General features: G+C 63.6%; 17 protein-coding genes and 1 tRNA gene. 6 read left to right on the top strand and 12 right to left on the bottom strand.

What is annotated here, in order from left to right; translation table 11 throughout:
- Positions 1–6: 6 nt before the first annotated feature.
- The 6 genes from ACLI1C_RS04385 to ACLI1C_RS04360 all read right to left on the bottom strand — a co-directional run bounded on the left by ACLI1C_RS04385 (position 7) and on the right by ACLI1C_RS04360 (position 7,004).
- Positions 7–2,103, bottom strand: coding sequence for a methyl-accepting chemotaxis protein (locus ACLI1C_RS04385; protein ID WP_411395634.1), 2,097 nt, complete (start codon positions 2,101–2,103; stop codon positions 7–9).
- Positions 2,100–2,600 (bottom strand): chemotaxis protein CheW, encoded by a 501-nt coding sequence (locus ACLI1C_RS04380; RefSeq protein ID WP_411395633.1) that lies wholly within the window; start codon positions 2,598–2,600, stop codon positions 2,100–2,102. Before ACLI1C_RS04380 ends, ACLI1C_RS04385 begins: the two co-directional genes overlap by 4 nt.
- Entirely contained in the window at positions 2,597–4,654 is a 2,058-nt protein-coding gene (locus ACLI1C_RS04375; RefSeq protein ID WP_411395632.1) for a chemotaxis protein CheA, read from the bottom strand. Before ACLI1C_RS04375 ends, ACLI1C_RS04380 begins: the two co-directional genes overlap by 4 nt.
- Positions 4,651–5,019: a response regulator gene (locus tag ACLI1C_RS04370; RefSeq protein ID WP_411395631.1), complete on the bottom strand. Its 369-nt coding sequence runs from the start codon at positions 5,017–5,019 to the stop codon at positions 4,651–4,653. Before ACLI1C_RS04370 ends, ACLI1C_RS04375 begins: the two co-directional genes overlap by 4 nt.
- Positions 5,016–5,363, bottom strand: a complete 348-nt coding sequence (locus ACLI1C_RS04365) for an STAS domain-containing protein (protein WP_411395630.1) — start codon at positions 5,361–5,363, stop codon at positions 5,016–5,018. Before ACLI1C_RS04365 ends, ACLI1C_RS04370 begins: the two co-directional genes overlap by 4 nt.
- 594 nt (positions 5,364–5,957) lie before the next feature.
- On the bottom strand, positions 5,958–7,004 hold the full coding sequence (locus ACLI1C_RS04360; RefSeq protein WP_411395629.1) for an HD-GYP domain-containing protein: 1,047 nt from the start codon (positions 7,002–7,004) through the stop codon (positions 5,958–5,960).
- Between the two features lie 165 nt (positions 7,005–7,169).
- Between ACLI1C_RS04360 and ACLI1C_RS04355 the strand changes: the two genes are divergently transcribed.
- The 3 genes from ACLI1C_RS04355 (at position 7,170) to ACLI1C_RS04345 (ending at position 9,889) form a co-directional block, all read left to right on the top strand.
- The gene (locus ACLI1C_RS04355) at positions 7,170–8,363 is read left to right on the top strand and encodes an aminotransferase class I/II-fold pyridoxal phosphate-dependent enzyme (protein WP_411395628.1); all 1,194 of its coding nucleotides are present in this window, start codon (positions 7,170–7,172) and stop codon (positions 8,361–8,363) included.
- A gap of 105 nt (positions 8,364–8,468) precedes the next feature.
- Positions 8,469–8,542 (top strand) — tRNA-Gly (locus tag ACLI1C_RS04350).
- A gap of 75 nt (positions 8,543–8,617) precedes the next feature.
- The gene (locus ACLI1C_RS04345; protein ID WP_411395627.1) at positions 8,618–9,889 is read left to right on the top strand and encodes an MFS transporter; all 1,272 of its coding nucleotides are present in this window, start codon (positions 8,618–8,620) and stop codon (positions 9,887–9,889) included.
- 7 nt (positions 9,890–9,896) lie between these two features.
- On the opposite strand, the gene ACLI1C_RS04340 is transcribed toward ACLI1C_RS04345, so the two are convergent.
- Positions 9,897–10,574: a hypothetical protein gene (locus ACLI1C_RS04340; protein ID WP_411395626.1), complete on the bottom strand. Its 678-nt coding sequence runs from the start codon at positions 10,572–10,574 to the stop codon at positions 9,897–9,899.
- A 96-nt stretch (positions 10,575–10,670) separates the two neighbouring features.
- Between ACLI1C_RS04340 and ACLI1C_RS04335 the strand changes: the two genes are divergently transcribed.
- The 3 genes from ACLI1C_RS04335 to ACLI1C_RS04325 all read left to right on the top strand — a co-directional run bounded on the left by ACLI1C_RS04335 (position 10,671) and on the right by ACLI1C_RS04325 (position 13,727).
- Positions 10,671–11,963: an AraC family transcriptional regulator gene (locus ACLI1C_RS04335; protein ID WP_411395625.1), complete on the top strand. Its 1,293-nt coding sequence runs from the start codon at positions 10,671–10,673 to the stop codon at positions 11,961–11,963.
- A gap of 130 nt (positions 11,964–12,093) precedes the next feature.
- Positions 12,094–12,765: a helix-turn-helix domain-containing protein gene (locus tag ACLI1C_RS04330; protein ID WP_411395623.1), complete on the top strand. Its 672-nt coding sequence runs from the start codon at positions 12,094–12,096 to the stop codon at positions 12,763–12,765.
- 41 nt (positions 12,766–12,806) lie between these two features.
- Positions 12,807–13,727: an EAL domain-containing protein gene (locus ACLI1C_RS04325; RefSeq protein ID WP_411395622.1), complete on the top strand. Its 921-nt coding sequence runs from the start codon at positions 12,807–12,809 to the stop codon at positions 13,725–13,727.
- On the opposite strand, the gene ACLI1C_RS04320 is transcribed toward ACLI1C_RS04325, so the two are convergent.
- The 5 genes from ACLI1C_RS04320 to ytfQ all read right to left on the bottom strand — a co-directional run bounded on the left by ACLI1C_RS04320 (position 13,724) and on the right by ytfQ (position 19,178).
- Positions 13,724–14,470, bottom strand: a complete 747-nt coding sequence (locus ACLI1C_RS04320; protein WP_411395621.1) for a FadR/GntR family transcriptional regulator — start codon at positions 14,468–14,470, stop codon at positions 13,724–13,726. The two genes, ACLI1C_RS04325 and ACLI1C_RS04320, sit on opposite strands and share 4 nt — an antisense overlap.
- A 146-nt stretch (positions 14,471–14,616) precedes the next feature.
- Complete coding sequence (gene yjfF / locus ACLI1C_RS04315) at positions 14,617–15,594, bottom strand: galactofuranose ABC transporter, permease protein YjfF (RefSeq protein WP_411395620.1); 978 nt, start codon at positions 15,592–15,594, stop codon at positions 14,617–14,619.
- Positions 15,591–16,595, bottom strand: a complete 1,005-nt coding sequence (locus ACLI1C_RS04310) for an ABC transporter permease (protein ID WP_411395619.1) — start codon at positions 16,593–16,595, stop codon at positions 15,591–15,593. The genes yjfF and ACLI1C_RS04310 overlap by 4 nt, the downstream gene beginning before the upstream one ends.
- Complete coding sequence (locus tag ACLI1C_RS04305; protein ID WP_411395618.1) at positions 16,592–18,109, bottom strand: sugar ABC transporter ATP-binding protein; 1,518 nt, start codon at positions 18,107–18,109, stop codon at positions 16,592–16,594. Before ACLI1C_RS04305 ends, ACLI1C_RS04310 begins: the two co-directional genes overlap by 4 nt.
- A gap of 94 nt (positions 18,110–18,203) precedes the next feature.
- Positions 18,204–19,178: a galactofuranose ABC transporter, galactofuranose-binding protein YtfQ gene (ytfQ, locus tag ACLI1C_RS04300; protein WP_411395617.1), complete on the bottom strand. Its 975-nt coding sequence runs from the start codon at positions 19,176–19,178 to the stop codon at positions 18,204–18,206.
- Positions 19,179–19,239 lie beyond the last annotated feature (61 nt).

Genomic DNA, 19,239 nt, shown 5'->3' with positions numbered 1-19,239 from the left:
CCCGCCTCAGGCCGCGCCGCGGCGGCTGAATTCGCCGTCGAGATCGTCGTGGCCGTCATCGAGATCGAGATCGAAACCGCCGCCGTTGCTGGACTTGGCGGCCCGGCGTGGTGCGATGTGGGGCGCGCTGGCCATGATCGCCTCACGCAGGTCCTTGCTGGATGCCTGAGACCGAGCCGGAGCGGCAACCTTGTCGGCGTGCTCCGCGCGGCCGTCGATGCGGAAGTAGCTGATCGCGGCCTGCAGCTGTTCGGCCTGGCTGGCCAGCTCTTCGGAGGTCGCCGACATTTCTTCGGCGGCCGAGGTGTTCTGCTGGGTCACCTTGTCGAGCTGCTGGATGGCCGTGTTGATCTGGGCGGCACCGGCATTCTGCTCGCGGCTGCCGGCGGAGATTTCTTCCACCAGTTCAGCCGTGCGCTGGATGTCGGGGACCAGCTTGCCGAGCATTTCGCCGGCCGACTGGGCTGCCTTGACGGTGGTGCCGGAGAGCGTCGAGATTTCGGCGGCGGCAGCCTGGCTGCGTTCGGCGAGCTTGCGCACTTCGGAAGCCACGACCGCAAAGCCCCGGCCATGTTCGCCGGCACGGGCGGCTTCCACCGCGGCGTTGAGGGCGAGCAGATCGGTCTGGCGGGCAATTTCCTGCACCACCATGATCTTTTCGGCAATCGTCTGCATGGCGGTGACGGCGTTGTTCACTGCTTCGCCGGAGGCGATGGCATCGGCCGCCGACTGACGGGCGATCTTTTCGGTCTGGCTGGCGTTGTCGGCACTCTGCTTGATGGTGGAGGCCATTTCTTCCATCGAGGCGGAAGCCTCTTCGGTCGAGGAAGCCTGCTCGGTGGCACCCTGGCTGAGCTGTTCGGCAGTGGCCGACATTTCCTGGCTGCCGGCCGCAACATTGCGGGTGGCCGAGGTCACTTCGCTCACCACTTCGCGCAACTTGCGGGTCATGCCGTTGAGTGCCTTGATCAGATCGCCGACCTCGTCGTCGCCCTTGACGTCCGCAGTGGCGCTGAGATTGCCGTCGGCAACTTCGTTGGCGAGGCGAACGGCGCTGGACAGAGCGCGGGAGATCGAGATGACGATCCAGACCGCGGCAACGAGAGCGATGAGGGCGGAGCCGATCAGGAGGCCGATCAGCAACAGCTTCGAGGTTTCGTAGAGGGCTTGCGCTTCGACGCTGGTTTGCGCCATGACGGCTTCATTGCGGTCGATCATGCCCTGGAGGATGGTATTGGCATCGCGGCGCAGCAAACTGGCTGTTTCCAGTTCCTGCATGGCGAAGAAGTCGCCATTCTCGACGCTGACGGCCACTGCCTTGTTCATGGCCGCGACCATGTTGTCATAGGCAGTCTTGGCAGCATTGAAGAGGCCCATATCGGCCACTGGCATGGCGCGTTGCATGTCGGGAATGCGAGCGGCATTGGCCTCGACACCGGCGAGATAGTCCGCGTGCCACGTTTCCTGCAGCGCCCGATCCTGGGACGCGGCCAACAGCACGTTCCGCTGCTGGCGGAACATGTCGGTGCCGGTGACGAACATGTCCGTCGCAGCCTGATATGCGGGGAATGCCGTGAGATCGCCAGCATCGACCTTTCGCTGCAGCGAGGCGCGGAGCGCCGCCATGGTTTCCTCAAATACGCCCAGGGTTCCGCTGCCTTCACTGCGGCTGATCGCCAGGGCGGTGGCATCGGAATTCTTCAGGGTGAGTTCGGTGGCGAGGTTCGTGGCAGTCCACAGTTCATCGAGCTTGGCGCTGAAAGCGGGGAGCTGCTCGCGGATCGTTGCATCCTGCACATTGGCGTCCAGTGCGGCGAGGCCGTTGACCAGCTCGTCATAGTCCTCGCGGATTGAAGCGATGTATTCGTCCTTGATCACAGGGTCGGTCGTGAGAATCTGGGCGCGAATACGCGAGCCGAGGCTTTCCAGGCTCGTCTGCATTTCGGCCGATGTCACCAGGTTTGCCGAGCGGACATTGACGATGGTTTCCAGCTCGGTGTTGAGCGAACCCAGGTTCTGCAGGGCAACGAACATGCTGCCTGCTGAAAGGGCCACGACGACGCCGAACACCGCCGCCAGTTTAGTCTTGATAGTAAGTCTCACGATGCAGACCTTTCTTCTGATGCTGCGGGGGACGCCGTTCTGGCACCCTGAGTTTCGAAAATTCGCCCCAGATCGGGGATGATGATGAAGCCGCCATTGCGCTTGCCGATGCCGCGAATGAATTCGGGCCGCCAGCGCATGCCCACCTTGGGGGCCTCTTCAATGGAGGCGGCCTCGATGTCGGTGACGTCGTGGACCTTGTCGGCGAGGATGCCGGCAATGGTCGGCTCGCCGTCGATGTCGATTTCCATCACGACGATGCGGGTATCCTGGTTGGGTTCGGGACGATCCATGCCGAACATGACGCGCAGGTCGGCCAGCGGCACGACGCGGCCGCGGACATTGATCAGCCCGCCCACGAATTCGGGGGCATTGGGCACTTCGGTGATCGGCACCAGGTCAAGAATTTCCCGCACGCTGCCCGCCTCGACGGCGAACAGTTCGTCCTGCAGGCGCAGAGTAAGGGCTTTCATGGGCGCGTGCTGAGTGGCGGTCATGCTGCCCTCCCCTGGTCGACATAGGATTGGCCGAAGGCGACCAGGTGGGTCGTGTCGAGAATGAGCGCCACCGTACCGTCACCGAGAATGGTCGCCCCGGAGAAGGACTTGATCGAGGAGTGCAGCTTGGAGAGCTGCTTGATGACCGTCTGGTTGTTGCCGATGATCTGATCGACCACGAGGCCCACCCGGCCCTCGCCGGATGAGACGATCACCACCTTCTGGTGCGGTTCGATCGGTGCCTTGGTGCCGAACACTTCGCGCAGGCGCAGGAAGGGTACGAGGCTGCCGCGGATATCGAGGAAGTTGCGGCCGCGGGCATTGGCCTCGACGCCTTCGGGCAGTTCGACGCATTCCTCCACCGCTGCCAGCGGGATGGTGTAGCGGCCATTGCCGACGCGCACGAGCATGCCGTCGATGATGGCAAGGGTCAGCGGCAGCCGCAGCGTCATGGTGGAGCCCTGCCCCGGCGTCGTCGCCACATCGATGCTGCCGCGCAGGCCATCAATGGTGCGCTTGACCACATCCATGCCGACGCCGCGGCCGGAGAGCGACGTCACTTCCTTGGCCGTGGAGAAGCCGGGGGCGAAGATCATCTGCCAGAGGTCCTGGTCGGCGATCTTGGTATCGGCGGCTAGCAGCCCGGCTTCCTCCGCCTTGGCGCGGATGCGCTCGGCATTGAGGCCGGCGCCGTCATCGCTGACCGAAATGGCCACTTCCGCTCCGGCATAGACGGCCGAAAGACGCACGGTGCCCTTGGCCGCCTTGCCGCTGGCAACACGCTTTTCGGCGACTTCCAGGCCATGGTCCACCGAATTGCGGATCAGGTGGACCAGCGGATCGGCGAGGCGCTCGATCATGGTCTTGTCGAGTTCGGTATCTTCACCGCTGGTGATGAATTCGATGTCCTTGCCGAGATCGCGCGACAGGTCATGCACCAGCCGGCGGAAGCGGCTGAACAGGGTGCCGATCGGCACCATGCGAATGCCCATCGTGGTATCGCGCAGGCCGGAGCTGAGCCGTTCGAGTTCCTCGGCTATAGTCTTGAGATTGCCGTCGCTGCTCATGGCGGCGATCTGGGTCAGCCGGGCCTGGGCGATGACCAGCTCGCCCACGCGATCCATGAGCTCATCGAGGCGCTCCGCGTCGACGCGCATGGACGAGGAGGCTGCGGCAACCGCCGGCACATCCTTGTCGTTTTCCTTTGCTGCCTTTGCGGCCTTGGCCGACTTGCGGGCGGGCGCGGGAGCCGCCGCCGCTTCCTGCGCAACCGAAGCCGCAGCGACTTCCGGCGCCGCGACAGGAGTTTCGATCACTGGCTCGGCAGCGTCCTCGGCCAGCGGCTCGACCGACAGTTCCATGCCGTCGCGCAGGAACAGGAAGACGTCGTCAATGGCCTCGCGCGGGTCATCGGCGACCAGATCGACCTGCCAGCCGATATAGGGCACCTCTGGATCGATGACATCGAGCGGCGGAATGGTGTCGGTCAGCGCCACCACCGTGCAGGGCCCGATGGCCCGGATCTCTTCGAGCAACAGCAGCGGATTGGTGCCATAGACCAGGGAGTCGCCCGGCAGGCGGAAACGGACGCGCCAGCGGCGCGAGCCCTCCGCTGCCGGTGCTGCGGCCGCTGCAGGTTCTGCTGGCGGGAAAGGCGCGGCGGCGGCAATCGCCGCGTGATCCGCGCCGGCAATGACCGCGTGCAGCGCATCGAGAATGGCGTCCCCGCCGGCAGGGAGCGCATCGGGCTGTTCGATCAGCTTGTGGATATGGTCCTTGGCGTCGAGCGCGACCGCGATCAGGGCCGGCGTGGCCGGGGTCTGGCCTTTGCGCACCTGGTCGAAGGCCGTCTCGAACTCATGCACGAAAGTGGCGACGGCGGTGAAGCCGAACATGGCGCCCGAGCCCTTGATGGTATGGAGGGCGCGGAAGGTGGAGTTGATCAGGTCATCATTGGCAGGGTTCTGCTCCAGATCGAGCAGGCCCAGCTCAAGCTGCTCGAGCAGTTCCCGCGCTTCCTGGCGGAAGGTTTCGGTGGGGTCGGGAAGACTCATGCACCTGTGACCTTCTTGATAACGGACAGCAGCTGCTCCTGCTTGAAGGGTTTGACGATCCAGCCGGTGGCGCCGGCTTCCTTGGCCTCGCGCTTGAGGTCTTCATCGGACTCGGTGGTCAGCAGGATGATCGGCACTCCCTTGCTGGAGGGGTGCTGACGATATTTGCGGATGAACTCGATGCCGTTCATCACGGGCATGTTCAGGTCGGTGATGACAGCATGCACGGTCTGCCCGGTGGCCTTGTCATAGCCGTCCGCACCGTTGATGGCTTCGATGACGTCGAGGCCGGCGGCCGACAGCGTCATCATCACCATCTGCCGGATGGAAGCGGAATCGTCGATGGTGAGGATGGTCTTGGTCATGCGGCCTTGCCCTTGGCTTGTCGTGTGGAGGGAATCCAGAAATCGCCGTCAGGCGTCAGCGGCCGGCCATCGGCATCAAGGCAACCGGTCGCAACGAGCAGCTCGCGCAGCGCGCCCACAGGCGGCGCGGCGAGAGTCAGCGACTTGCGGGATGCCGATGCCTGCTTTCGCGCGGCCAGCAGCAGCTGGATGGTGGTGATATCGGCGGTTTCGATCGCCTCGGTGGCAACCGCAACGCTATCGTGGCTGGCCAGGGCCTGGCGCAACTTGCCGGCGATATCCGGGGCGGCGCGCAGACCGGCATCGCCGGAAATTTGGATGATGTGGACGCTGTTGCTGGTCATGGCCATGACCGAGCCGGGAAAAACAAATGGCAATGCATAACGTTGACTACCGCTAGATGGGCTAGAACGCGGCCGGAAACGGAGTGTGTAAACAGTTTCCTAAGACGCGGTCGGACGCTTTTGTTAACTTATACTTCGCGCACCGTATTCCCATCCGATGCATTTCATAATCTAAACGAAGTTGATTAAAGCAGTATTACTGAGTTTGACTTCGTTTCGTTAACTATACATTTGTCACGACACTCAAGTATTTGATCGTGGTCACTGAATCTTTCTTGGGATCCCGCAAGCGACGCGGGAATCTAGATTCAACGATGCTGAGTCCTCGATTCGGCCACCCGAGTCGGAACGGAGTCATGATTCAAATAATACTTGAGAAAAGCCGCAGTATTCCAACCCCGACATCGCCAGACGGCGGCGCGATCTCTTGGCGCCTGTCTGCATCGGCCAGTATTGCGGCAGCCCAAGCGTGACGAGGCGACTGGGGCAACCATCGCGACGGTTTCGCGCTGATGAATGCTTACCAGCGGCAGCAGCCTGCCCATCGCCTCAGGCGAGGGCGGCTATTGCAGGAAGGGGTGGCAGGGGTGCTGGCTAGAGGGCAATCGCCCGTTCGGTCGCCGCGCCCATGATGTCCTCGATCTCGGGCCATTTGGCGCAGAACGCATCCACACAGGCGGGATCGAAATGGGTGCCGCTGCAGGCGACGATCTCGGCATAGGCCTTTTCGATGGGCCAAGCCTGCTTGTAGGGGCGCTCCGAGCAGAGCGCGTCAAAGACATCGGCGATGGCGACAACGCGCGCTTCCACCGGAATATCGGCGCCCGACAGCCGGTCGGGGTAACCCGCGCCGTCCCACCGTTCGTGATGGCTCTGGGCAATGAGCTCGGCGGTCCGGATCAGCTCCGAAGACCCGCCCTCGAGAATGCGCGCACCGATGGTCACGTGCTCGCGCATGATCTTGAATTCCTCCGGCGTCAGCTTGCCGGGCTTGCCCAGGATGGCGTCGGCGATGCCGATCTTGCCGATATCGTGCAGCGGAGCCGCCAGGTAAATGGTGCGGCAGCGTTCCGGGCTCAGCCCGATGCCGGCCGCAATGAGCTGGCTGATCTGGGCTACGCGGGAGACATGCCCGCCGGTGTCACCGTCACGATATTCAATGGCCCTTGCCAGCCGCCAGATGATCTCTTCCTCGCGCGCCAACAGATGGGCGGTGGCGCGTTCCACCTCGCGCGACAGCCAGCTGGCGCGATCGGCTAGCTCGACCTGGGCGGCGCGCAGGGTCAGCAGGTTGGCGACGCGCGCCTGCAATTCAGTCGGGTCGAAGGGCTTGTTGACGAAGTCGGTCGCGCCAGCGCGGATGGCCTCGATCCGGGTGTTCCGATCCATGTCCGAGGTGACCATGATGATGGGCACGAGGCGGTAGGAGTCACGGGCGCGGAGCGCGTTAGTGAACTGGACCCCGTCCATCTCCGGCATGATATGATCGACCAGCACCAAGTCATATTGCGTCTCGGCACTGCGTTCGAGCGCCTCGAACGGGTGCATGCAGCCATCGATCTCGGCATTGGTGGCGGCCTTGACGATCGAACCGATCATGGCAAGGCTCGATCGGCTATCGTCGACAATCAGCACGCGCATATCCGCCCCCGGATTTTGCGCAAGCTTAGTGCAGCAGCCGTTATGCGACTGTTAATTGCCACGGCTGCCATGGTCAGGGCGCCAAACGTCGCCGTCATCGAGCCGACTAGGCAAGCTCAAGGCAGCGGCGTAGGGTCAGTGCCAATGGCCTCGAAGGAGAGGACAATGGCGCAGATCAGCTCGAGATTATCGCAGCGCGCTTTGGCCGCCGACAAGTCCTTTGCAGCAGTTGCCGACTTCTACTTCAATTCGCGGTACGGCAAGCAGCGCGGGGACGGCGGCATCGCGGACTTTACCTTTGGCAATCCTCACGAAATGCCCCTGCGCGGCCTTGTCACTGCTTTGACACGCGCGGCGGAGCCCAAAGACAAGAATTGGTATGCCTACAAGTCCAGCGAACCGGAGCCGCAGGCATTCCTGGCGGAGCGGCTGAGCCTCGAACTCGGCCTGCCCTTCGAACCAGAGGATTTCGCCCTGACGGCGGGCGCCTTTGCTGCCATTTCGCTGGCTTTCCGTGTCCTCCTGGATGCAGGCGATGAGGCAATCTATTGTGAGCCCGCCTGGTTCTGCTACGAGCCGATGCTGCATCTGGCAGACGCAGTTCCGGTGAAGGTGGACCTGAAGGGCGATAGCTTTGACCTGGACATCGCGGCAATCGAGGCGGCGGTAACGCCCCGAACGCGCCTCGTCATTATCAATTCACCGCATAACCCCACGGGGCGGATCTACAGCGCCGAACTGCTCAAGGATTTGGCGGAGATGCTTGAGCGTCAGTCCTTGCGGATCAATCGACGCATATACCTGCTTTCCGATGAGCCTTACCGCAGGCTCCGCTTCGACAACGCCCCGTTTGTCAGCGCCGCGCAACTCTACCCATGGACCCTGATCGACTATAGCTATGGCAAGGTATTGCTCGCGCCTGGGCAACGGCTTGGATATCTGGCGATTTCGCCATTGATGCCAACCGCTGAACGCCATCAGTTGCGGGCGGTGATGTTCACAAGCCAGATGGCGCTTGGCTGGTGTTTTCCCAACGCGATCATGCAGCATGCGATCCGCGATCTTGAGGATCTCAGTATCGATCTTGCTGCGTTGCACAAACGAAGGAACGCCCTCGTGCAGGAGCTTCAGGGCTCCGGATGCCAGGTTACCAATCCAGAGGGCACGTTCTATCTCTGGGGCCGGTGGCCGGGAGATCCGGAACGACTGTGGAATGGCTTGGCGGACAAGAACGTCTTCGTCATGCCCGGCGCGATCCTCGGGGCGCCAGACTGCTTCCGCATCAGCCTGACGGCTTCCGATGCCATGGTGGAGAAAGCTCTGCCAGTCTTCCATGAGGTTCTGCGCTCGATGGTCTGACCCTATGGGCGGGAGCCGTGGTGCCGCACAAATCCGCCCCGGCTATGCCACGCGCACCGACCCGCCTTGACGCCCCGGCCGATTTCACGCATCTAGGGGCCGCAGGCGGGTGTAGCTCAATGGTAGAGCAGAAGCTTCCCAAGCTTACGACGAGGGTTCGATTCCCTTCACCCGCTCCAGCTCCCGATCAGCATAAATCATCAATGCTTCTGGCATAGCTTGTCTGCGCGTTCATCGCTCGGACAGGCAGAGTCATGCTGGCAGGACAGAGTGCAGGTAGCGATCGGAGCCTAGCGGCGCTGCTTGCCGCTCAAACGCTCAGTTCATTCAATCACAGCATGCTGCGGTCGGCACTGCTCACGCTCGTGTCATTTCGCGGGCTGACGGCGTTTGGCCTGACGCCCGAGGCCACGATCGCGGTCAGCACCCTGGCCATCGTGCTCCCCTATATTTTTCTCTCCCTACCTGCCGGCCGCATGGCCGACCGTTTCGCCAGGGCCAGCGTGGTCCGGGCCACAATGGCGCTGGATGTCCTGGTTCTGACCCTCGGCGCCGCAGCGCTCGGCATGGGCGATGGAGCCCTCTTGCTCGTGGCGCTGCTGCTCGGCGGGATCCAGGCAGCCCTGCTCGGACCAGCGAAATATGCCATCCTGCCCGATATCTCCAGGCCCGGCGCCCTCATCTCCAGCAATGGCTGGATGAGCGCCAGCAACACGCTGGCCATCCTGCTCGGCATGGTGCTGGGCAATCTGCTGGTGCTGGATGCTGCCGGGGTTCGTGCCCTGATCATTGGCGGCGTTGTTCTCGCAGCCATTGGCTGCGCACTGAGCCTGATGATCCGAGGCGAGGCGGCCAAGGACGCCGCGCTGCCGCTCGGCCCTGCCACCTTGCTGGCCGACTACCGGGCCCTGGCAGCCAGGCTGCGAGCGACACCCCTTATCATCTGGCCGATGATCGGCAGCTGCTGGTTCTGGTTCCAGGGGACGATCTGGACCGCCCTCATGCCGCTCTACGTGGCGCAGGCCGGCCAGCCGGCCCATCACGTGTCCTTCATGCTGCTGGCGTCGAGTGCCGGGGTGGCCCTGGGCGCGCTCTGTGCCAGCCGGCTGGTCAGCCGCTTCCAGCCTGGCGCGCTGTCACTGGTCCTGTTGCCGCTCATCGTCCTGCCTGGCCTCGATTTCTGGCTGATGGCCGTCACGCCGGGGGCGCAGGCCACGCCTCGCGCAGCTTTTGACCTCTTCGTACTGGCCATGGGGTCGGGCTTTTACCTGGTGCCACTCACGGCGGCCATCCAGCGGCTGACGCCGGTCCAGGAGCGGGCACGCTTCATCGGCATCAGTCATACGCTGAGCGGGCTTTCCATGTGTGCGGCAGGCCTGGTCATCCTGCTCTACCCGGCGATTGGCCTGTCGGTGACGGACATCTATGCCCTGGTCGCGCTGTCGACAGGTATCGTCGCCGCGCTTTCCCTGTTCCAGACGCTGGGCCCGTTCAGGCGCGCCTCCGTCGGCCAGCCGGCCCAATGAGGATGCTCTAGCCGCGGCGACCTTTGGCCGAGGGCATGAGGAAGGCGCAGGCGGCATCGATAACGGCCAGCTTGACCGCCTGGGCCTCGATCATCTCGCGGACGAAGCCCGCTGAGACCCACATGGCGTCCTGTCGCTCGGTCCAGCCCATGCTGCCCATGGCTTCAGCCTCGCGAAGCTTGCGGGCAAGGTGCGTGCGAGACAGCTTTATCCAGCCCGATATCTCGGCGATCGAACCGATCGAGGTGGCATAGCGCGTGCCGTCGGCGCTGATCTCGCCCAGGCTGGTGATCAGCCAGTCCATGATGACGCCGCCATTGTTGAGCCAGGTGAATAGCGAGAAAGTGCGCTGCGGCTCGCGGATGGCGGCATTGGTCAGCAGACCCGCGGCGATGCCGGTCTGCAAGCGTGCAAAAGCGTCTTCGGCGGCTCCATAGGCCGCAATCCGCGCGCCACCATCGAGACGATCGAGGGTGAGTAGGTGGATGGCGGCCCAGCTCTGGAACATCTGGAGCGCCTCGGCGGCAACCAGGATCGGCCTGGACCGACGGTCGGCAGGGTTGGTGGTGGAAACCGCGTAGCCGTAGTGCAGCATTTCCTTGATGAACGCGTCGGCGGTGTTGCGGCTGGCAATCCGGTGGGTAGCCACTTCATCGAGAAATCGCGACAGGGTCATGCTGGGCATGCCAGGTGCGCCCTCCCTCAGGCAGAGCGCGACGGCCGCATGGGCCAGCAGCCACCGCTGGTGGGTGGCAAATACCGATGAAAGTCTCGGATTGGTGTGAAATGCCTGCAGCAGTGCTGCGGACTGCTGCTGGATTATGGGCAGTATCAGCGGGTTACCGGCAATGTCTTCAGTCGTCAGGGCCATGAGCCGTTCAAATCTTCCGGGCGGAACACTGCTCCGCCGCGACCACAAAGGGCTGAGAAAAACAGACCTCAGCGCCAATACATAAATACCCCCAAATATAGTCAGGGTTGGGGACTGTGCATCAATCCTGCGGCACGACATTATACAAGCAGAGATTTCGATCGGCCTCCCCGAGAGAAACAAAACCAGTTAAAATTGCGTCAATATATGCAGATAATCAGTTTCTCTACCCAAGGCATTGCGCCGGAACAGCGCTTTGACCATTGGCGCGAAGTGCGCGCGAAGTCCTTGTTCGGCGTTACTCTGGACTTGCCGCCAGAGCGCCGCCGCGGTTTCAATGGTCTGTTCAGCGTGCGCGCAGTCGGCGGCGCTTTTGCTTCGGAGCTCCGGGCCTCAGCTTATGTGGTCCAGCGGAGCGAAGACGACATTGCCCGCGTTGCGGGCAACAGCCTCTGCATCAGCCATCAGATCAAGGGGCCGGGCATGCTGAGCCTTCCGGGAGACCGGGGCGACCACGTCAGCAATGACAACATGCTGATCGGCCATTCCGACCTGCCCTATTCAGCGATACCGGACACGGAAGACGACTTCCATTGCCGGATGCTGCGCATTCCGTTCAGCGATGACCTGACGCTTGGCCAGTCCGCACGGGGCATGTTTACCGCCAGGCTCCCCGACAGTTCGCGGTTCCTGCGGCCCCTTCGGGCACTGTTCGATGCATTGACGTCGGGGGGCGACAGGCTTGCCGATCCAGCCCGCGACGTCATCCATGTCGGCCGGCTTGCCATGGCGGCAAGGGGACAACTTGCCGCCGGAATGCCCGAAGTGCGGGCTGCGCTTCGTTCGGGTTTCCTGCGGGCCGCACTGCAGATCATGGAGCGGGAGAAGCGCCGGCCGGACCTGACGCCCGCCATGGTGGCGGCGGCGCTCGGCATTTCCCGGCGCCAGCTCTACGTACTGTTCGAGGTCAGCGACGCCTCGTTCGCCCGCGTCCTGGGGGGCCTGCGCATCGCGGAGGCGCGCCGGCTCCTGCTGGAGCGCCCGGATTTGTCAGTAACCCAGACTGCCTTCGCCTGCGGCTTCGATAGCCTGGCCACGTTCTATCGGATCTTCGGCAACACCTATGGCGTGACGCCCACTGAGCTTCGCTTGATGGAGCAAGGCCGGCATCCGCCGGCAACGGCACGATCCGCCGCGGCCTGAACGGCCCTGCCCCGCGCGCAGACTGCACGCAATGAGAAGACTCGCCACCTTTGGCGTCTGTACAACCCGCAAACGCTGGCCCGGCCGGCGACAGTAAATGTGTTGAGGTGTGATGGAAACGGATCAGGATATGGACGCAGACCGCAGCCAGGAAGCCCGGCCCGACCAGCATGAAGGAGGGGGGGAGAGTGCTGGCGCATCAGCCGACGCCTCCGCCGCTGAGGGCAAGCGCCAGCGCCTTTTTGGGCCCCATGCGGACGAGCCGGGCTATGTGCGCCCGCCCGTCTTCGGGCGCCGCGTCCGCATGGCGTCGCATGCAGCGATGCATCGGGGATGGCTGCGCGATCTCTACAACGAGCTGCGAGTGGTTTTTTCAGACCCCGTCTCGCCGCAGGAGGGTCCGCCGCTGGCGTTTCTCGATGCGGACAAGCCGGTCATCCAGCTCGGCGATGACGTCACCATCGGGGTCGATGACGCCAAGGGCACATTCGTCTTCCAGCGAACACAGGATATGCGATTGGTCGATACCATCACCACCTCGGACGGCGACCGGGTAACCGATTTCGTTGTCGCCTATCTGGCGCGTATCGAGGATGCGTCGCTCGGCGGACTGGCCCATGTCGAAAAGAGCGTCGGCCGAACCATCGAGGACGTCGAACGGGCGCTCATCCTCGCGACCTTGCGCCATTGCGGCGGGAATCGGACGCTGGCGGCCGGCATGCTCGGCATTTCGCGCCGCATGCTGCGCGCCAAGCTGCAATCGTACTGGGCGAGCCTGCTGACGGAGACCCGCCCACAGTAGCACCGGTATCGGTTGTGCTGTCGGCAGCGAGAGAAGAGCAAATGATCCTTGGAGACGTTCTGACGGCAGCCCGCCGCGTTGCGACGGGGCCGAGCCATGGCGAGCGGCCTGCATCAGGCACGTCTGCGCCGTCCAGAGATCTGGCGGCTGAGATGCGGGCGGGTCTGGGCAGGGGAGAGTTCTTCCTGGTCTTCCAGCCCCAGATCGACCTGCTCAGCCAGCAGATCACCGGCGTTGAAGCCCTGGTGCGCTGGCAACATCCCCGCAATCGCATCTTGCTGCCCAGCCAGTTCATCCCCGTCGCCGAGCAATCCGGCCTGATCGTGCCCCTTGGCAACCAGATGCTCCGTCTGGCGTGTCTCGAGGCGTCGCGGTGGCGATCCGGGCCGCTGGCTGGCGTCAAGATCTCGGTAAGCGGGTATCCCCTGCAGGTCCGGCACGAAGGCTTCATTCAGCACATTGCCAGCACGCTGCACCAGACCGCTCTTCCCACGGAGCGGCTCGTTATCCAGCTGCCCGAGGGCGCTATCGCCCATCCCGGGCACGCGAACTTCTCGGTCCTGAAGCGGCTTAGGCAACGGGGGGTCAAGCTGGCCATCACCGGCTTTGGAACCGGGTTTTCCTGCCTCGCCTATCTGCCGCAGGTGCCTGTCAGTTCGCTCAAGATCGACAGTTCCTTCCTCAGCGACATTCCCGGCAATACACGAAACGAAGCGGTCACGCGGACCATTGTCGAGCTGGGACGCACCTTGAAGTTGCGGCTGGTGGCCGAAGGCGTCGAAACCGAGGCGCAGGCCGATTTCCTGCGCGCCATCGGGTGCGACGCGGCACAGGGACCGCTCTATGCCCCGCCACAGACGGCGAGCAATCTCAGCGAATGGGTCCAGGCATGGCCGCGTGGCAAGGGGGCAGTTCCTCGCGCAGTCCAGCCAGGGTCGCAGCAGCCCCTGCCGGGCGCCTAGAGCTGTGGCAACGCCTTAAACACGCTGGCTTCATCGAGGGCGATGACCTGCTCCACCGCTGCCATTGCAGCCTCCGCATCGGCATCGCCAATGGCCGCCACCAGCCGCGACAGGGCTTCGTAGGAACTTCGCAAGTAGCTCGTGGCATCCGTGCTGGCGCATTGCCGCAGCGCCAAAGCGAGCGTCAGTTCAACGATGCCGGTCACCGAGCGCAACAGGGCATTTCCCGAGGTTTCGGCCACCGTGCGATGGATTTCGAGTGCAGCTATGCCGTGGTTCTCGAGATCTCCGGCAGCCGAATCCATCTGGTGCAGCCAGTATTTCATCACGCGGATGTTTTCCGCGGTCCTGCGCTGGGCGGCCAGCGCCGTGGCCCGCGCCTCCAGCGCGCGGCGCACATCGAACAGGCTCTCGTAGAAGCGCCGGTCGGGTTTGGCGTAGAAGTGCCAGGACAGCACCTGGGGATCAAAGAAGCTCCAGCGGCTGGTGGGCGAGACGCGCGTGCCGACCTTTGGCCGCGCCTCGACCAGGCCCTTGGCCTCCAGGGTCTTGAGCGCCTCGCGCAGCACGGTGCGCGACACGCCGTAGGTTTCCATCATCACGGCGTCGCTGGCCAGGATCGAGCCGACCGGGAACTTGCCCGTGACGATGGCATGGCCGATCTCGTTGATGACGAAGGTATGGAAATTCCGTGCAGCGGGTCGCCCGGAAAGCGAGCGAATAAGGCTGCCTGCTTCGATCATGCTAGAACCAGTCGACGTTCAGCTCAGGATGAGCCGGGGGCGGTGGGCTTTTGGGGCCGAACCGCGGCGTACCTTTGCATAGGCGAGGACCGGAGGCGCAGAAAACAGGCATTTGCAGGCCAACCTCAGGACAGTGTCGACTGGTTCTACGATTTTTCGGGCGATTCTTCGCCCGGCGCGGAGGCCGCAAATATGATGCGCTGCAGAACGATGAACAAGAACAGCAGCACGCCGATCACGATCTTGGTCCACCAGCTCGACAGCGTGCCGTCGAAGATGATGTAGGTCTGGACGAGGCCCAGCAGCATGACGCCGACAAAGGTGCCCAGCACGAAGCCATAGCCGCCGGTCAGCAGCGTGCCGCCGATGACAACGGCGCTGATGGCGTCGAGTTCGACACCGACCGCCGCCAGCGGATAGCCGGCCGAGGTGTAGAGCGAAAAGACGATTCCCGCCAAGGCCGCCAAGACGCTCGACAGCATATAGATCTGCACCGTGGTGCGCGCCACCGGCACGCCCATGAGCAGCGCCGAGACCGGATTGCCACCAAGGGCATAGACGTAGGAGCCGAAGCGGGTGCGGTGGGCAAGCAAGGCGCCCAGCAGGAAGACGGCGACCATCAGCAGGCCAATGGAGCTCAGCCGTCCCCCGCCCGGCAGGCGGATGATGAGCTCGGAGACGGTGCGGTAGAATTCGTGGTTGATCGGCACCGAATCCTGGGTGATCACCGAGGCGCCACCACGAGCCAGGAACATGCCGGCCAGCGTCACGATAAAGCTGGGCACCTGCAGATAGTGGATGGTCAGCCCCATGGCGGCACCAAAGAGGGCGGCCACGCCCAGGGCAATGGCGAATGCTGCCAGCGGATGGAAGCCAAGCCAAGAGATGAGCACCGCGACAAGCACGCCGGTAAAGCCGATCACCGCCCCGACCGAAAGGTCGATGCCGCCCGAGATGATGACGAAGGTCATGCCCACGGCGGCGATGCCGAGGAAGGCATTGTCGGTGAGGAAATTGCCCAGCACCCGGGTCGAGAGCATGCCGGGAAACTGCGCAACGCTCAGGGCATAGGCGATGAGGAAGATGACGGCGGTGGCCGCAAGCGGGCGAAGACTGCGTTTCATCGGGAGGCCGCCTGCTTGGGGTCGCGTTTGAAGAAGCCGAGGGCCGAGCCGACGAGCGGGGATTGCAGCATCAGGATCAGGATGATCATGCCGGCCTTGACGATGAGGTTGAATTCCGGCCGAAAGCCGGAAACCAGGATGCCGGTATTCATGGCCTGGATGATCAGCGCGCCGACCACGGCCAGGGGAATGGAAAACTTGCCGCCCAGCAGCGAGGTGCCGCCGATCACCACGGCCAGGATGGCATCGAGTTCGAGCCAGAGACCGGAATTGTTGGCGTCGGCGCCGCGGATGTCGGCTGCCACGACAATGCCCGCGATCGCGGCGCAGAAGCCGCTCAGCGCATAGACCAGCATCAGCAGCATGCGGCTATGGATGCCGGCGAGCGATGCCGCTGCCCGGTTGACGCCGATGGCCTGGATGAACAGCCCTATGGCGGTGCGCCGCACCAGCAAGGTCACCAGGATCATCAGCGCCAGCGCAATCACCGCCGCCATGGGAAAGCCCAGGAAAGAGCCGGTGCCGATGAAGATCAGCGCGGGATCGTTGAAGGTGACGATGGAGCCTTCGGTGATCAGCTGGGCAATGCCGCGCCCGGCCACCATCAGTACCAGAGTGGCGACGATGGGCTGGATATCGAGCACGGCGACCAGGAAGCCGTTCCACAGGCCGCAGAGCAGGCCGACGGACAGCGCGGCGACCACGGCGATGGGGGTAGGATACCCCGCTACCACCATGGTCGCCGCCACCGCGCCGCAAACTGCCATGATGGCGCCGACCGAAAGGTCGACGCCCTTGGTGGCGATGACCCCGGTCATGCCGATGGCCAGGATCGCCACCGGCGCGCCGCGATTGATCACGTCGATCAGGCTGCCGAACAGGCGGCCGTCCTGCCAGGAAACGCGGAAGAAATTGGGAAACAGCAGCCAGTTGATCAGCAGCACGGCGACCAGCGCCAGCAATTGCGGATTGGCGAGACGCTCGAGATGGAGCCGCTTCATGCGACGGCCTCGTCACTGTGGTTGGCGATCGCCTGGACGATCACGCCGGGGTTGATGTTCTTGCCGCGCAGTTCGGCGACCATTTCGCGGTCGCGCATCACCACGATGCGGGAGCTGTAGGCCACGACCTCGTCAAGCTCGGAGGAGATGACCAGCATGGCCATGCCCTCATCGCGCAGCCGGTTGATGGTGCGGACGATTTCGGCATGGGCGCCGACATCGATGCCGCGCGTTGGTTCATCAAGAATAAGGAAGGCGGGATCGGTGGCCAGCCAGCGCGACAGGATGACCTTCTGCTGATTGCCGCCCGAAAGCAGCTTGACCGGCATGTCGAGCGACGCGGCGCGGATATCCATGGCCTCGCCGAACTTGCCGGCGATCTCGAGCTGTTCGTCGCGATTGAGCGCCTTGAACCAGCCCAGCTTGCCCTGCAGGGCGATGACGATGTTCTCGCGTACCGACAGGTCGCCAAGGATGCCCTCCGCCTTGCGGTCTTCGGGGCAGAAGCCGAAGCCGTGCTTGATGGCGTCGGTGGTGCGGCGAATGGCGGTCGGCTTGCCATTGATGCTGACTGTGCCCTGGTCGGCCGGGTCGGCGCCGAACATGATGCGCGCCACCTCGGTGCGGCCCGAGCCGAGCAGGCCGGCGACACCGACGACTTCGCCCTTGTGGATGGTCAGGTCGAATGGCGCGACGCTGCGCTTGCGGCCAAAACCCTTGAATTCGAGCAGCACCTCGTCCGGCGTCTCGCTCGGCTCGACATCGGTGGCGCCGGAAAAGGCGATGTCCTTGCCCAGCATCAGGCGCACCACATCGGTGCGGCTGAGCGCATCGAGCGGGCGGGTATCGATCAACCTGCCATTGCGCAGCACGGTCACACGGTCGGAAATGGCAAAGACCTGATCGAGGAAATGGGTGATGAAGATGATGGCCAGGCCCCTGGCCTTGAGCCCGCGCACCACTTCGAACAGGCGCTCGACCTCGTTGCGATCCAGGCTTGCCGTGGGTTCGTCGAGGATCAGCACCTTGCCCGACAGCTGCACGGCCCGGGCGATGGCGACGATCTGCTGAACGGCGACCGAATGCATCCCCAGTTCGCTCGCCGGATCGATATGCAGGTCATAATTGGCCAGCAGCGTGCGGGCATCCGCCTCCATCTTGCGGAAGTCGACAAAGCCGAAGCGCAGGGGCTGGTGGCCCAGGAACAGGTTCTCGGCGACCGAACGGTTGGGCAGGAGGTTGACCTCCTGATAGACCGTGCCGATGCCAAAGGTCTGGGCGTGGAGGGGATTGTCGAGCGACACGGCAGCGTCATCGACATGGATGCTGCCGCCATCGGGCTGGTAGGCGCCGGTCAGTATCTTGATCAGGGTGGATTTGCCCGCGCCATTCTCGCCGAGCAGCGCGTGGACCTCGCCGGCCCGCAACCCGAAATCGACCTTGTCGAGAGCGACATGGTTGCCGAATATCTTCGTGACGCTGCGCGCTTCGAGCACGTATTGGCCGTCGGCCATGCCAGTCTCCCCCAAGTGCTCGCGCCGCCGTTCCGGCATTGTCGCGACAGATCGGTTCCGCCGGCGTACCGGCGGAACCATCATTGTTGTGCGATTAGTAGCCCAGACCCTTGCGGGTGTCATACTCGACCTGCGGATTGTCCGCAGGCGTATAGAGCTTGGACTCGGTGATGATGAACTTCTCGGGCGCGGTGCCGTCGGCGAGATAGGCCGAGAGGGCTTCGAAGGCCGGGCCGGCCATGTTGGGGGTCAGTTCAACCGTCGCATTGGCCTCACCGGCTGCCATGGCGGCGAAAATGTCCGGCACGGCGTCGATCGAGACCACCTTGATGTCGGTACCGGGCTTGAGGCCGGCATCCTTGATCGCCTGGATGGCGCCAACGGCCATGTCGTCATTGTGGGCATAGACTGCGCAGATGTCAGCGCCGCCGTTTTCGGCCTTGATGAAGCCTTCCATGACTTCCTTGCCCTTGGCGCGGGTGAAGTCACCGGTCTGGCTGCGGGCAAGGACGATATTGGCGTGGCCGGCAATCGCTTCCTCGAAGCCCTGCTTGCGGTTGATGGCGGGGGTGGAGCCGACGGTGCCCTGCAGTTCGACGACCTTGCAGTCGGCATCGCCCACTTCGGCAACCAGCCATTCACCGGCAACGCGGCCTTCCTTGACCTGGTCGGAAGCGACCGACGTCAGGTAGAGATCTTCGGGCGCATCGACGCCGCGGTCGAGCAGGATCACCGGAATTTCGGCTTCCTTGGCTTCGGTCAGCACGTCTTCCCAGCCAGTGGCAACCACGGGCGCTACCAGGATGGCGTCAACGCCCTGGGCGATGAAGCCGCGGATAGCCTTGATCTGGTTTTCCTGCTTCTGCTGGGCATCGGCAAACTTGAGGTCGATGCCAAGCGCTTCGGCCTGCTGCTTGGTCACCGAGGTCTCGGCGGCGCGCCAGCCGGATTCCGAACCAATCTGGCTGAAGCCGATGGTGAGACCCTTGAGATTGTCCTGGGCGATGCTGACCGAGGTCAAAGCAGTAGCGAGGCTTGCCGCGATGGCAAGCTTGGAAATGATGGTCACGATGTCCTCCCAAATGTGGTCGTCGCGGCGTGTTCACCTGCGGCGATGGGAGGACGCTATA

The organism is Devosia sp. XGJD_8 (assembly GCF_046614475.1).
GTDB lineage: Bacteria > Pseudomonadota > Alphaproteobacteria > Rhizobiales > Devosiaceae > Devosia.
The sequence above is the reverse complement of the archived record's forward strand: the minus strand, read 5'-3'. Positions and strand labels throughout refer to the sequence as shown.